Origin of the sequence: Mesorhizobium sp. Root102 (assembly GCF_001425625.1) — a bacterium.
GTDB lineage: Bacteria > Pseudomonadota > Alphaproteobacteria > Rhizobiales > Rhizobiaceae > Mesorhizobium.
The window spans coordinates 20599-33047 of sequence record NZ_LMCP01000022.1 but is presented as its reverse complement, the minus strand read 5'-3'; the positions used below and the strand labels follow the sequence as shown (position 1 = coordinate 33047).

At 60.8% G+C, this 12449-nt stretch carries 15 protein-coding genes; 8 read left to right on the top strand and 7 right to left on the bottom strand.

Going from position 1 to position 12449, the window contains the following annotated elements:
• Window positions 1-65 precede the first annotated feature (65 nt).
• On the bottom strand, window positions 66-590 hold the full coding sequence (locus ASD12_RS18435; RefSeq protein ID WP_056589040.1) for a plastocyanin/azurin family copper-binding protein: 525 nt from the start codon (window positions 588-590) through the stop codon (window positions 66-68).
• A complete protein-coding gene (locus ASD12_RS18430; protein WP_056589037.1) occupies window positions 587-1000 on the bottom strand; it encodes a DUF5602 domain-containing protein in 414 nt (137 codons plus the stop codon). The genes ASD12_RS18435 and ASD12_RS18430 overlap by 4 nt, the downstream gene beginning before the upstream one ends.
• Before the next feature lie 620 nt (window positions 1001-1620).
• On the opposite strand from ASD12_RS18430, the gene ASD12_RS18425 reads away from it, so the two are divergent.
• From ASD12_RS18425 to ASD12_RS18415, 3 genes are all read left to right on the top strand, one after another.
• Window positions 1621-2136 carry a PTS sugar transporter subunit IIA gene (locus tag ASD12_RS18425; RefSeq protein ID WP_082525519.1) on the top strand — a complete coding sequence of 172 codons (516 nt, stop codon included), beginning with the start codon at window positions 1621-1623 and terminating at the stop codon, window positions 2134-2136.
• 312 nt (window positions 2137-2448) lie between these two features.
• On the top strand, window positions 2449-2913 hold the full coding sequence (locus ASD12_RS18420) for a group III truncated hemoglobin (protein ID WP_056568133.1): 465 nt from the start codon (window positions 2449-2451) through the stop codon (window positions 2911-2913).
• 60 nt (window positions 2914-2973) lie between these two features.
• Window positions 2974-3435, top strand: coding sequence for an Rrf2 family transcriptional regulator (locus ASD12_RS18415; RefSeq protein WP_056568130.1), 462 nt, complete (start codon window positions 2974-2976; stop codon window positions 3433-3435).
• A 46-nt stretch (window positions 3436-3481) separates the two neighbouring features.
• On the opposite strand, the gene ASD12_RS34905 is transcribed toward ASD12_RS18415, so the two are convergent.
• From ASD12_RS34905 to ASD12_RS18400, 5 genes are all read right to left on the bottom strand, one after another.
• The gene (locus ASD12_RS34905) at window positions 3482-4327 is read right to left on the bottom strand and encodes a cytosine permease (RefSeq protein ID WP_244482894.1); all 846 of its coding nucleotides are present in this window, start codon (window positions 4325-4327) and stop codon (window positions 3482-3484) included.
• Entirely contained in the window at window positions 4296-4493 is a 198-nt protein-coding gene (locus ASD12_RS34900) for a hypothetical protein (RefSeq protein WP_200953705.1), read from the bottom strand. The genes ASD12_RS34905 and ASD12_RS34900 overlap by 32 nt, the downstream gene beginning before the upstream one ends.
• On the bottom strand, window positions 4490-4861 hold the full coding sequence (locus tag ASD12_RS34895) for a cytosine permease (RefSeq protein ID WP_200953704.1): 372 nt from the start codon (window positions 4859-4861) through the stop codon (window positions 4490-4492). The genes ASD12_RS34900 and ASD12_RS34895 overlap by 4 nt, the downstream gene beginning before the upstream one ends.
• A 5-nt stretch (window positions 4862-4866) precedes the next feature.
• Entirely contained in the window at window positions 4867-5511 is a 645-nt protein-coding gene (locus ASD12_RS18405) for a carbonic anhydrase (RefSeq protein WP_056568232.1), read from the bottom strand.
• A 498-nt stretch (window positions 5512-6009) separates the two neighbouring features.
• Entirely contained in the window at window positions 6010-6894 is an 885-nt protein-coding gene (locus tag ASD12_RS18400; protein WP_056568126.1) for a helix-turn-helix transcriptional regulator, read from the bottom strand.
• Between the two features lie 85 nt (window positions 6895-6979).
• On the opposite strand from ASD12_RS18400, the gene ASD12_RS18395 reads away from it, so the two are divergent.
• From ASD12_RS18395 to ASD12_RS18375, 5 genes are all read left to right on the top strand, one after another.
• Complete coding sequence (locus ASD12_RS18395; protein ID WP_056568123.1) at window positions 6980-7672, top strand: ABC transporter permease; 693 nt, start codon at window positions 6980-6982, stop codon at window positions 7670-7672.
• Window positions 7673-7674: 2 nt separating this feature from the next.
• Window positions 7675-8397 (top strand): ATP-binding cassette domain-containing protein, encoded by a 723-nt coding sequence (locus ASD12_RS18390; RefSeq protein ID WP_056568120.1) that lies wholly within the window; start codon window positions 7675-7677, stop codon window positions 8395-8397.
• Between the two features lie 20 nt (window positions 8398-8417).
• Window positions 8418-9254 carry a substrate-binding domain-containing protein gene (locus tag ASD12_RS18385; protein WP_056568116.1) on the top strand — a complete coding sequence of 279 codons (837 nt, stop codon included), beginning with the start codon at window positions 8418-8420 and terminating at the stop codon, window positions 9252-9254.
• Window positions 9255-9349: 95 nt separating this feature from the next.
• On the top strand, window positions 9350-10474 hold the full coding sequence (locus ASD12_RS18380; protein WP_056568113.1) for a molybdopterin-binding protein: 1125 nt from the start codon (window positions 9350-9352) through the stop codon (window positions 10472-10474).
• Between the two features lie 15 nt (window positions 10475-10489).
• A complete protein-coding gene (locus tag ASD12_RS18375; protein WP_056568110.1) occupies window positions 10490-12448 on the top strand; it encodes a molybdopterin biosynthesis protein in 1959 nt (652 codons plus the stop codon).
• Window position 12449 lies beyond the last annotated feature (1 nt).

The window sequence follows — 12449 nt, the reverse complement described above, 5'->3', positions numbered from 1 at the left end:
CTCCAATTGGTACCGCCGTATTAGATTCCACTTGTTGCCGAGGCCGTGCCTTTCATGCGCATGATCTAAGCGCGCCGGACGACCCTTTTCGTCATGATGTCTTCGACAGTCGGGAATGCCTTGAGGGCCTCCTCCGGCAGGTCGCCATTTGCTCCGATCATTTCAGCCCAGCCATGTGCCTCTGGTTCGCCGACGATAATACGGCCGACCATTCCGGCATGCTCATGCGGGATACAATAATAATCGTAGACCCCCTGCTCGGTGAAGGTAACCGAAAAGCTCTCGTTGGGCAGGAGATAGTCCGAATCCCAAGATTTTGCCGCCTTGGGCATGCGGAGCGGCCGCTCGAAGTTTGTGGGATTGTACGCCGTCGTCGTGTGCGAATTGCCGGGATTGAGATTACTCCAGCGGATCGTCTGTCCTGGTTTGATCAGAATGCCTATCGGGTCGAACCAAACGTGTGAACCGTCGTCGCGCCCTTGCATCTTGATTTCCACCATCTCGCCGCCCCACACGGCCAGAGAAGGGAGGGAAAGAGCGGCGGCGAGTCCGCCGCCAGCGCCCAGTATCTCACGACGCGTCAGTGTCATTTGGCGACCCGTGCCTCGTCAGCCGCCGAAACATGCCACAGCACGACATGGACATGCGGCTCTTCTACCCCCGGATGGCCGGCATTATAGTAGACGTCGACATGGTCGACATTGCCGCCGGGAGAAGCGAGGTCGTCAAAACGCTTGTCCGGATTGAGGTCCTTAATCGGCAGCATATAAATCGTGCTAACAAGCTTGCCATCGTGGTCATAGGCAAGGAATGGTCCGGCAGGCAATGTCGTCGGATCAACGAAAAGTTGGCCCATGCCCGGCAGGAAGTCCGGCAGCTTCACAAGCTTGCTCACCTGTTCGTAAGGAGCGGCTGGCGGAGCTTTGATGACCTCATCCGCCGCCATGGCGCAAAGCGAACTGCCCATTGTCAGGGCAACTGCGAGGACGAGTTTTTTCATCACGTGTCTCCTTGTTGAACTAAAAAAACGCGATGGCCGAAGATCTGAAGAGGTCAAAAAATCCGATTTTCACTTGCTGGCGCGGCCTGTTCGCGTCCAGCCAGCAAGCAGGAGACTGTTCTGATCGTCAAACGAAATTAACTGGCATTTCAGTGCATTATTTCTGCACGCCTGTGTTTTCTGTTTGGTATTTTTTGGATCCGGTTTGCGATCGATGAATTCTCTTCACGCATTCGATTGCCAAGAATCCGGAATGCGCATTGCCAAGACACCAAGCTCATGTGGATGGCTCGCGAACCAAGGCCGGGGATGCGCTAGTGGTCGAGCCGGCGTTGTCCTTCAGTATGGAAAAATTCTGAAGCGACCGCTGCTTTGGGTGCCGCTTGATTTCGAAAAGCCTTTCACTACATTTGAATTGCTATGAATATTGTCATGCTAACTTCCCGGCGAGAGCCGCAGCGCCTCAAAGCAGGCCTTTAGCCCGGACGCCAACACCACCCTAGCTTTGCGTCCGGGACAGCCAGACCCCAACTCAGTCCAAAGTGAACATTGCCTTGCGCAGGCAATGCGGCAGAACGCTCGTTCGCAATCGCGTTTGGTTCAGCTTAGAGGCGACTGTGATGATCCCCCACATCTTGTCAAAAGAAGACATTTCGCTTGACCTCGCCACAAAGGGAAAGCATTCGGCCTTGTCGAGGATCGCAGTCAGGATTGCACGGCGATCCGGGCTGGGCGAGCAGATGGTTCTCTGTAGTCTTTTGCACCGTGAGTTCCTCGGCTCGACGGGTATCGGCCATGGCGTTGCTATCCCACAAGCTTTGTTCGACACGATCTCTTCGCCTGTCGCGTCTTTCACACGACTGGCTCCGCCTATCGATTGCGACGGACCAGACGACGATCCCGTCGAGATCGTTTACACGTTGCTGTGGCCGTGCTCCGCCGTTTCCGCCTTCCTTCCCGCTCTTTCACAGGTGTGCCGGGTGCTTCGAGCGCCTCGGACCCGAGGGGGACTGCGACAGGCACAGTCAGCCGGTGAGGTGACGGCGATACTCGATGACCCGCGTCCGACCATTTCCACCAATTCGCACACTTGCTTGCTTGGTATGGTCATGCCTAGGCAGTTGAGCAATGCCTAGACCCCGTTGGTCGCGGACGTACGCCGCTGGCATCGTGTGGACAGTGACCTCGGCTGCGGTTCAAGCTTTCCTGCTCATCGCATTGCGGTCTGCCTTCACGGTGGTGCCATCCGGAATGCCCAACCTGACGCTTTGGCTATGAGGCATGCAGAAAGCCTGCCAATACATCGCGTCCCCGCCACGTCGTTCCTAAACATATATTGACAATCTATGTTTTAGTTGGGATGCTTACCCGAGTCCAAGCCAAGCTTGGATTGTCCCTGGCGACGATGCCAAAAGCCTCCGGGACCTTGAGGAGATGGAAGCGCGCACATGAGCGGGAAAGGTCGGAGCAAGAGAACGATCATCGTCGACGGCGTCCCGTTGCCGGATGTGGTTGACGAAACCATGATCCGTGGCGTGGTTCATGGCTTCTATGACGAAATTCGCCGCGATGAGCTTCTTGGACCCATCTTCCACCAGAGGATACAAGCTGACGAGTGGCCGCGTCATCTGGCGAAGATGTGTGACTTCTGGTCCGCGACACTGCTGCGAACGGCCCGATACGAAGGGCGACCCCTGCCGCCACATCTGGCGATAGCCGGCCTTGGCGAGGTGCATTTCCGGCGTTGGTTGAAGTTGTTTCGCGCCACGGTGCGCCGCATCTGCCCGCCCGAGGTGGCGGCGCTCTTCATGAATCGCGCGCTGCGCATCGCTCACAGCTTCCGTCTTGCGATCGCCTTCAATCGTGGCGAGACCACGATTGGCCTCGAACCGATTGCCGAAAAAGATCTGTGATGCCGGGTTGGCTTGTGACTGGTTTCCATGCAACGCGCCGAGCCAAGAGAGGAACCGCCCGTGAGGCTGACCAACTTCTCGGACTATGCTTTGAGGATGCTGATGTACGCGGCCTCCGCTGGCGACCGCCTGATTACGATCGAGGAGACTGCACGCACCTTTAAGGTGTCGAAGACACACCTCAACAAGGTCGCCAACACCCTGACGCGTAGCGGCTACCTGAAAGCAGTCCGGGGCCGTTCCGGCGGTCTTGTTCTGGGGCTCCGGCCCGAGATGATCCGGATCGGCGATGTCATACGGCTGACCGAGCCGGATTTCGCGGTTGTAGAGTGCTTTGCCACCGGAAACCAATGCGTGCTCACCGACACCTGCAAGCTTTCGAGGATGTTTGGCGAAGCGATTGCCTCCTTCCAGAGCACCCTTGACCGCTACACGTTGGCCGACGTCGCACTGATGCCTCAACATTTCCTCGGCAGGCCGTTACCACCCCAAGCTTCCGGCGCGGCGCGAGGCGATGGGTAAGGTCGACGTCTCTTCGATCGGAGCCAAAATGTTTCGCCGCGACGGATCAAGAGCCGCACCATCTCGTCGCCGGACCAATTTGAGGACGAAGCAGACAGCCTTCAGAGTCACCTACGCAGGCGTTACCTCTACCGGATGTTTGCCGATTTTTCTCGCACGGAGACGAGCCATGGCTGAACCCAAGAAGAGCGTTAAGACGATAACAAAGCAGTTTGAGTCTGGCGTCGACCCGGACAACAGTCTGTTGCCGATGCTGATCGGCGGCCTTGTCCTGATCGTAATCGGTGCGATCGTCGTCATGATGTTCGTTTAGTTCGCAATGAGCGCGTGTGGCGCGAGCGCTAGCTGGTATTGACGATTCATCGGTAGAGGTCTTCGCGACCTGCACTGGCAGTGCCAATTCGGAAACGCTCATACGCTGGAATGCGCCCTGGCCGAGATGGACGCAACTCTTGCCGACGGACGTTGCCAGAAACCGATCGGCAAACCCACTTTCGATTTCCTGCTGCGGATTGGTTGGCAAAACCAGCGTTTTCATCAGCACATAATACAGCACCACACCGAGCGGGAAGCCGATGACGAAGGCATAATCCGAATAGTATGCCGCGATACCGCCCGCGACCACCCAGCCGATCATCCCGGCCCAGTTGACGCCACCCGTATACCGAAATTGGCCGGTCATGCTGTAGAGATCGGGCACGTTCAACCGACGCCGCCGGATCAGGTAATAGTCAGCCGTCATAATGCCGCCGATCGCCGACAGGAAGGCGCCGTAGTAGCCGAGGAAGACGAAGAGATTGTTGAGGATCAGCCACGGGAAGCACAGCGTGCCGATGATGCCGGCGAACGCGACGCCGAGCTTATAGTTGATGAAGCGCGGCGAAAGATTCACCAATAGATGGGATCAAGTTCGCTGCAGTATTCGTTGACCATTGTGCCAAGACCACCAGCACCAATAGCATGATCAGGGCGAAGCCTTGGCTCTCGGCCTGGATGACCTCGATGGGATTCCAGTTGCCGGTGGCGATAAACGATATGCCGCCGATGCCGGCGATCATCGCCTGGGTGAGCGGAAGAGCAGCAGTTGCGCTACGAAAATGCTCTTGTTGCGCTTTAGAAAGGTTCTTGCACCAGGTTCGGTCTTCACGAAACGCGTGAGGTTCGGAATGTCTATCGCCATCGTCGACCAGAAGCCGAGATTGGCAACGAAAAGCACGATGAGCGACATATGGCCTTCCGCGTGGAAGTTCCAGATGTTCAGTCCTTTGGTCTGGGCAAGGCCGTCGAGAGTGAAATACATCCATACGGAGATCGCAATGATGCATGGCGCAGCCAGTGCCGCCAGCCTTTCGATCGCCTTGATTCCGTAAGCCGTGTTGACGACCTGGATTATGCCAAACGGCCGATGACAAGCGAGGAGTAGCACGGACCTCACCCCATCTCCGGCCGCTCGAAGTCGCCGGTATCGTTGTTCATGACCCAGAGCTCACCGGCCGAGATGTCGAACCAGCAGCCATGCAGCGCCAGCCGCCCCTTGCCTTCGAGGATCGAGACCCGCGGGAAGGTCCGGAGATTGGCGATCGAATAGCGGATCGAAATCCGCTCCAGCGCGGTCTGGCGTTCGGTCGCGGTCATGAAGGTGCTGGAAGAGACGGTTTCGGCGGCTGGCGCGATCAGGCTCATCCATTTGCCGATGAAGTCGCCCGGCGACAGGGGTGCCGCGGTGGTGTCGAGCGCGGCGCGGATACCGCCGCAGCGGCCATGGCCCATGACGACGATGTTCTTGACCTTGAGGCTTTGAACGGCGAATTCGAGCGCGGCCGAGGTCGAGTCAAACTCGCCCTCGGGATCGTAGGGTGGCAGCAGATTGCCGATATTGCGCAACACAAAGAGTTCGCCGGGGCCGGCGCCGAAGATCGTCTCGGGCGCCGCGCGGGAGTCGCAGCAGGCAACGATCATCGTTTCCGGCGCCTGGCCTTGGCGGGCCAGCGCGCGATAGCGTCCGCTTTCGGCAAGATAGCGTCCGCTCGTGAAATTGCGGTAGCCGGCGAGAAGGTGGTCGGGGAGCTGGGGCATCGGCGTCATGTGCTTTTCCGGGTTGGCGGCGGCAGCTCGGTTCAGTTTCAAATGGCTCTATCTTTAAAAGCGCGACGCGAGCGCCAAATCGCCGGGGTTCCAAACGTACTCGGATCGCAGACTGAGACAAAGGGGCGTGTTGCACCGCTTGACTACCTGCGCTGTGGCACACCTACGGAACCCTATTCGGATCTGCGGAGATTCTGAATTATCGCATCGAGCAGGGCCTTCGCCGCGTCGAGCGCCGTATCTGACCGACGCTCGACCCAAAACTCAGTAGGATCGGCCGCGATCACTCCGCTCGCATCGAAATGGTTCATAACGACAGACGAGGTCCATTTGGCAGACGCGGCAGCGGTGTTACGTATTTCGTCAACTGGTTTATCAACCTGTTCTCGACGCGATGCTTTGCCAGTTTGTCGTAGGCTGTTCACTCCGCACGAGATATTCTATTTTCCGCGACAGCGAATCTGAGCCTAATGCCTGCCGGTGGCCCCGTCAGGTGGACAAGCGGATGGTCCCTGCCAGCGTCACGTCATAGCCGGTGAGTTCCGCCGCGCGGATTGCCAAGTCGCCGTTCGCGAGGAAGCGGAGCAACGCCTGCAGCGGTGACTGAAAATAGACGCGCTGGCGCATAAGCAAGTCAAAATCCTCCCATAGCAAAGGCACAAAGTCGAGGCCGGAGGCGCGCGCCGCCGCCCGCGTTGCGACGCCGCAATCCGCCTCGCCTACACGTATGGCGGATGCGAGGTCGGGGCCGGTCAGGCAGGGCGGATCGAGCCGGTTCAGATCCGATCGGGCTGCGCCTGACCGAGCTAATAGAACGTCAAGCAGCATTTGCGCTCCGGCACCGTTCTGCCTGACAGCAATTTTCGCATTCGTGGCCAGGACGTCGCCAAGGCTCTGCAACCCTTTCGGATTGCCCGGCGCCAGTACAAGCCCCTGCTCTCGGCGCGTCAGAGCGACAAGCACCGCGTCATGCAGACGCGGCATGGCCCGTACGGCCGCGACGTTGGCCGACTCTTCGCCATCGCCTGCGCCATGAAAATGAATGGCGGCAGCGGCGATTTCGCCGCGCAGCAGTCGGGCGACGCCACCCTCGGTGCCCTCGTTCAGCGAGGCCAGACCCGAACCGGACCGACGTAGGCACCATTCGAGCAAATCGTCCTGGCTGCCGCCGACGATCGGCGGGGCTTCGGCAGGGATCATTCCTTCCGGCCGTCCGAGGCCTGACAACACCCAGCGGTCAAGCTCGTGACGAGGAAACAGCCATTTGCCCGTCATCTTGCTGCAGGGGATCGCGTTGCCGGCGACGAGTTCATAGAGCTTGCGTTCGCCGAGGCGCAGATAGTCGGCGGCTTCGGCCGTGGTCAAGAGATCCATGCCTGCATCTATATGCATAATTTGGGTTTGCTTCAAATGTTTGACAGAATGGGAATCTTCGCAGACAAAGCCCGCGGAGGCGAGAATGCCGGACAGTCTCGACGCTTGGCAGCTGATTATCACCGGTGACGCCGCGCTTTACACGATCGTGCGGCTTTCACTAGCCGTCAGCCTGTCGGCGGTGGCGATCGCGGTTGTGGTCGGGCTGCCGCTCGGGGCCATGCTCGCGCTGACGCGCTTTCGCGGCCGCACCGCGCTGATCGTGCTGCTGAACTGTTTCATGGGCCTGCCCCCGGTCGTGGTCGGCCTGACTGTGTTTCTTCTCCTGTCGCGTTCGGGGCCGCTTGGCGTACTTGGCATTCTGTTCACGCCGTTGGCCATGATCATCGCCCAGGCGCTGCTGGTGGTACCGATCATCGCCGCGCTCACGCGCCAGACGGTCGAGGATCTATGGCGCGAATATCGCGACGAACTGACCGCGTTGAATGTCGGGCCGGCGGGCCGCATGGCGACGCTGTTGTGGGACAGCCGCTTCAGTCTCATCACCGCACTCTTGGCGGGGTTTGGTCGTGCCGCCGCCGAAGTCGGCACCGTGATGATCGTCGGCGGCAACATTGACGGCTTCACCCGCACCATGACTACGGCGATCGCGCTTGAGACTTCGAAGGGAAATCTGCCGCTGGCCATGGGATTGGGGCTTCTCCTCATCGCGTTGATCCTTGTGATCAACGGCGCCGCCTGGGCCGTCCGTGCATGGTCCGAGGAAAAGGCGGGTTGACGATGCGAGACCTGTCAAGCGATCTCCCTGTCACGTTCCAAAGCGTAGCGCTGTGCGCCGGCGCCACGAAAATTCTCGATCGCTTGAGCCTTACGATCACGCCCGGCGCGCCGACGTTCATTGTCGGGCCGAACGGATCGGGCAAGACCTCGCTGCTCCGACTGTGCATGGGCCTCGTTGGTCCTACAGAAGGTAGCGTTAGCTGGGGCGGGCGCGACGCGGTAGGTCCCGGCCGCCTAGCCATGCTGTTCCAGCGTCCGGTCATGCTGCGCCGCTCGGTCGCAGCCAACGTCACCTATGGCCTGAAGCAGGCGGGTCTACCGCGAAGCCTTCGCAAGGCGCGCATGGAAGAAGCGCTCGCCCGCGTCGGGCTCTTGGAACTTGCCGCCCGCCCGGCCAGACGACTTTCAGGCGGCGAACAGCAGCGTGTGGCGCTGGCTCGCGCCCTGGCGCGCGAGCCAGAGTTGCTGCTGCTCGACGAACCTACCGCCAATCTGGATCCGGCAGCGGCCCGCAGCGTCGAGGAGATTGTGCTGATGGCGGCGCAATCCGGCATCAAGGTAGTCATGGCCTCGCATGATCTCGGCCAGGTGCGAAGGCTGGCCGGCGAGGTGATGTTTCTTGTTCGTGGCCGCCTTTGCGAGCGCGCCGGCGCAGCCGATTTCTTCGACCGTCCTTCGACCCCCGAGGCTGCCGCGTTTATTCGCGGCGATCTCGTCATCTGACCGGTACACAAGGAGTTATCATGTTGAACCGCCGTCTCTTTTCCGCCCTAGCCGCAGTCGCTTTGCTCTCTTTCGGCAGCGTCGCCGCAATTGCGCAGGACAGATCCATCGTCGTCGCCTCGACCACCTCGACGCAAGATTCAGGCTTGTTCGACTATCTTCTACCAATCTTCAAAGCCAAAACCGGCATCGACGTGAAGGTCATCGCGCAGGGCACCGGGCAAGCGCTCGACATGGCGCGCCGTGGCGATGCTGACCTCGTGTTCGTGCACGCCAAGGAGCAGGAGCTGAAATTCCTCGAAGAGGGTTTTGGCGTGAAGCGCTTCGACGTGATGTATAATGATTTCGTGTTGATAGGCCCCAAGCGCGATCCGGCCGGCGTCAAGGGAACCACGGATATCACCGCCGCCTTCGACACAATCCGCATCAAAAAAGCGCCGTTCGTTTCTCGCGGCGACAAGTCCGGCACGAATAGCGCCGAGCTGAAGCTCTGGAAGGAATCGGGCGTCGACATCGATATGGCCAAGGGCGCGTGGTATCGCGATATCGGCCAAGGCATGGGCGCGGCGCTGAACACCGCCGGCGCCATGAACGCCTATGTTCTTTCCGACCGTGGGACGTGGCTCTCGTTCAAGAATCGCGGCGATCTCGAAATCGTGGTCGAGGGCGACAAGCGACTCTTCAACCAATATGGCGTCATGTTGGTCAATCCGGAGAAATTTCCGACAGTGAAGGCCGACCTCGGCCAGAGCTTCATCGACTATCTGGTTTCTGCCGAAGGGCAGAAAGCGATCGCCAACTATCAGATCGACGGACAGCAATTGTTCTTTCCCAACGCCAGCCGCGACCCGTCTTGATCGGTCCACCGTGCGAACCAAGCATTGAGGCGGGCGGACTACTACTCGCATCAATGACAGTTGCAATCTGGATCGCAGCGGGCCCATCATTGGGCATGAGCAGAACGCAGCCTTCGAACCGCACGCTGACCAGCCTCGAATCGGCGCTCGCCGAACTGCTCGACGGCTTGGTTCCAGTCGCCCTCACCTCCGTGCCGCTTGCGCAGGCGAGGGGTCGTATTGCTGCTGAAATGACAGCGCTTGCAAGGCCGCTGCCTGAGTGTAACAGGGCCGTGATCGACGGCTGGGCGCTGCGTTCGCTCGATCTAACCGGCGCATCGCCCTATTCGCCGGTTCCTTTGATGAACGCCCCGGTGTGGGCCGAGGCAGGCGACGCGCTTCCCGATGGCTGCGACTGCGTGCTGGAAGCCGATCTGGTCGAGTGCGCAGGCCCAGTAGCACAGGCCGTCGCGGATGCGATTCCCGGCGAGGGCACCCGTCGTTCCGGAGAGGACATTGCCGCTGGCCGGCCCGCCACAATCGCCGGCCGGCCCCTATCCGCCACCGATCTTCTGGCCGCTCGCGCCGCCGGATTTGAGAGGGTTGCGGTGCGTTCGCCGAATGTCCGCCTGATCGATGTGGCGGCAATCGATGGCAATTTGCTGACGGTGGAGTTCATCGCCGAATTGCTGCAGGCAACGGGAGCACGCGTTTCGGTTGAAACTGCCGCGCGCGATGCACGATCGATCACCGATACGCTCGATGCCCACCCATGCGACCTGATTGTTACCGTCGGCGGCACCGGTTTTGGTCGCTCCGACGCCACCGCCGAGGCGCTGACGATGCGCGGCGCATTGATTGCGCACGGCATTGCGCTTCGGCCCGGCCGCACTGCGGCGATCGGCAAACTGGGCGCCCTTCCGATCATAGCGCTGCCCGGCGCGCCAGATCAGGCTTTAGCGGCCTATAATGCGCTGCTGCAGCCAGTACTTGACCGTCTGATCGGCCGCACGGGCAGGTCCGGCACCGTGCTGCCGCTGGCGCGCAAGATATCCTCGGCAGTCGGCATGACCGAGATCGCGCTGCTCAGACAGGAGAAGTCCGCCTGGATCCCACTTGGTGTTGGTGATCTGTCGCTGGACCATCTTCGCATGGCCGATGCATGGCTTGCCATTGCTGGCAACTGCGAGGGATATGCCGCGGGCATGCCCGTCGAGGCCTTTCCACTGCGGGTGGCCTGAGATAAGGACGCCGACATGACCGAATCTTCTGAGTCACCAACTTCCCGCCAGCGGCAAGGTGTTGGCCAAGACCAGTTCCTGACCATCCTGTCGCGTGAGGAAGCGATGGCCCGCTTTGAGGCGGCGCTCTTTCCACGCGACGTGCTCCAAGAAGAGCGCCCGCTGGCCGATGCGCTCGGCCTGGCGTTGGCCCGCGATATCGTTGCGCCAGTCGACGCGCCGCCTTTCGACCGTTCGAATGTCGATGGCTTTGCCGTGCGATCCGCGGATATCGCATCCGCGTCGGAAGCAGCCTCCGTGCGTCTTTCGTTGAATGAAGAAATCATCTCCTGCGGCGTGGCGCCCGCCGAGACCGTGCAGGTCGGCACCGCAACCGCAATCGCGACAGGTGGGCCGCTACCGCGCGGCGCCGATGCAGTCGTCATGGTGGAACATACCCAGCCTGCGGGAGATGACGCCATCGAGATCCGGCGCAGCGCAGCGCCTGGCCAATTCGTATCCTATGCCGGATCCGACATTGCCCGCGGCGAGGTTTTGCTTCGCGCGGGGACGCAGATTGGCTCGCGGGAAATCGGCATGTTGGCCACCTGTGGCATTTCGCGCGTCGCTGTTGCACGCAGGCCTCGCGTTGCAGTGCTGTCGACCGGTGACGAGCTCGTCCAGCCAGGCGAATTCTTGCGCCCCGCTGCCGTCTACGACACCAACGGCTCGGTTGTCAGCGCGGCAATCGCCGAAAATGGCGGGGAGGCGGTCTTTTTCGGCGCTATTGTGGACGACGAAGCTCTGCTCGAAAGCGCCATGCGCGAGGCACTTAAGGCTTCAGATATGCTGATCCTGTCCGGCGGGTCTTCGAAGGGCGCCGGCGATGTCAGCCACCGCATCATCTCCCGCCTCGGCAAACCCGGCATCATCGCGCACGGTGTGGCGCTGAAGCCCGGCAAGCCGCTGTGCCTTGCTGTCTGCGATGACAAGCCCGTCGTCATCCTGCCGGGCTTCCCGACCTCGGCGATGTTCACCTTCCACGACATGATCGTGCCAGTGCTGCGCCGCATGGCCGGCCTACCGCCTAGGGCCGAGACGCAGGTGATGGCAAAAATTCCGCTGCGCATCGGTTCAGAACTTGGCCGAACCGAATTCGTCATGGTGTCGCTGGTCGAAGGCGAAAACGGGCTGGTTGCCTATCCGACAGGCAAGGGCTCCGGCGCGGTTACCTCGTTTGCGCAGGCTGACGGATTCGTGCGCATCGACGCGCTTGCCGACCACATGCCTGCTGGCGCCCTAGTCCAGGTAACGCTGTTTACGCCGCATGTGAGGGTGCCGGATCTCGTCATCATTGGCAGTCATTGTACCGGGCTCGATTTGGTGTTGGCGCCGCTTGCGCGCGCCGGCCTGTCTACCCGATCGCTTGCCGTCGGGAGCCTTGGTGGGCTGGCGGCGGCCCGGCGCGGCGAATGCGACCTGGCACCGATCCACCTCTTCGACGACAGGACCCAGACCTACAACGCACCGTTCCTGAGCGACGGGCTCGAACTCGTGCCCGGTTGGCGGCGCATGCAGGGCATCGTCTTTCGGCCGGGCGATACTCGCTTCGAGGGCAAGTCTTCTGACGACGCGCTTGCTGCGGCCCTTGGCGATCCGGCCTGCATGATGGTCAACCGCAATCAGGGTGCGGGAACCCGCATCCTCATCGACAGATTGCTCGGGCAGGCCCGACCGGACGGCTACTGGAACCAGCCACGCTCGCACAATGCCGTCGCGGCAGCGGTGGTGCAAAGGCGCGCCGATTGGGGTGTCACCATTGCGCCCGTCGCCCACGCCACCGGCCTCGTCTTCACCGCGCTGACCGAAGAACAATACGATTTCGCGTTGGTCTCGATGCGTAAGTCGCGGCCGGCGGTGCAGGCATTCCTGGCCGCTTTACAATCACCCGCAAGCCGTACTGCGATGGAAGAATCCGGTTTTCATCCGGCTTGAA

What these genes read in the sequence shown, in the direction of transcription:
- ASD12_RS18435 (WP_056589040.1), bottom strand. Translation starts at nt 590, where the DNA reads ATGACACTGACGCGTCGTGAGATACTGGGCGCTGGCGGCGGACTCGCC.
- ASD12_RS18375 (WP_056568110.1), top strand. Translation starts at nt 10,490, where the DNA reads ATGACCGAATCTTCTGAGTCACCAACTTCCCGCCAGCGGCAAGGTGTT.
- ASD12_RS18390 (WP_056568120.1), top strand. Translation starts at nt 7,675, where the DNA reads ATGCGAGACCTGTCAAGCGATCTCCCTGTCACGTTCCAAAGCGTAGCG.
- ASD12_RS18395 (WP_056568123.1), top strand. Translation starts at nt 6,980, where the DNA reads ATGCCGGACAGTCTCGACGCTTGGCAGCTGATTATCACCGGTGACGCC.
- ASD12_RS18405 (WP_056568232.1), bottom strand. Translation starts at nt 5,511, where the DNA reads ATGCCCCAGCTCCCCGACCACCTTCTCGCCGGCTACCGCAATTTCACG.
- ASD12_RS18380 (WP_056568113.1), top strand. Translation starts at nt 9,350, where the DNA reads ATGAGCAGAACGCAGCCTTCGAACCGCACGCTGACCAGCCTCGAATCG.
- ASD12_RS18430 (WP_056589037.1), bottom strand. Translation starts at nt 1,000, where the DNA reads ATGAAAAAACTCGTCCTCGCAGTTGCCCTGACAATGGGCAGTTCGCTT.
- ASD12_RS18400 (WP_056568126.1), bottom strand. Translation starts at nt 6,894, where the DNA reads ATGGATCTCTTGACCACGGCCGAAGCCGCCGACTATCTGCGCCTCGGC.
- ASD12_RS18385 (WP_056568116.1), top strand. Translation starts at nt 8,418, where the DNA reads ATGTTGAACCGCCGTCTCTTTTCCGCCCTAGCCGCAGTCGCTTTGCTC.
- ASD12_RS34900 (WP_200953705.1), bottom strand. Translation starts at nt 4,493, where the DNA reads ATGATCGCCGGCATCGGCGGCATATCGTTTATCGCCACCGGCAACTGG.
- ASD12_RS18425 (WP_082525519.1), top strand. Translation starts at nt 1,621, where the DNA reads ATGATCCCCCACATCTTGTCAAAAGAAGACATTTCGCTTGACCTCGCC.
- ASD12_RS18420 (WP_056568133.1), top strand. Translation starts at nt 2,449, where the DNA reads ATGAGCGGGAAAGGTCGGAGCAAGAGAACGATCATCGTCGACGGCGTC.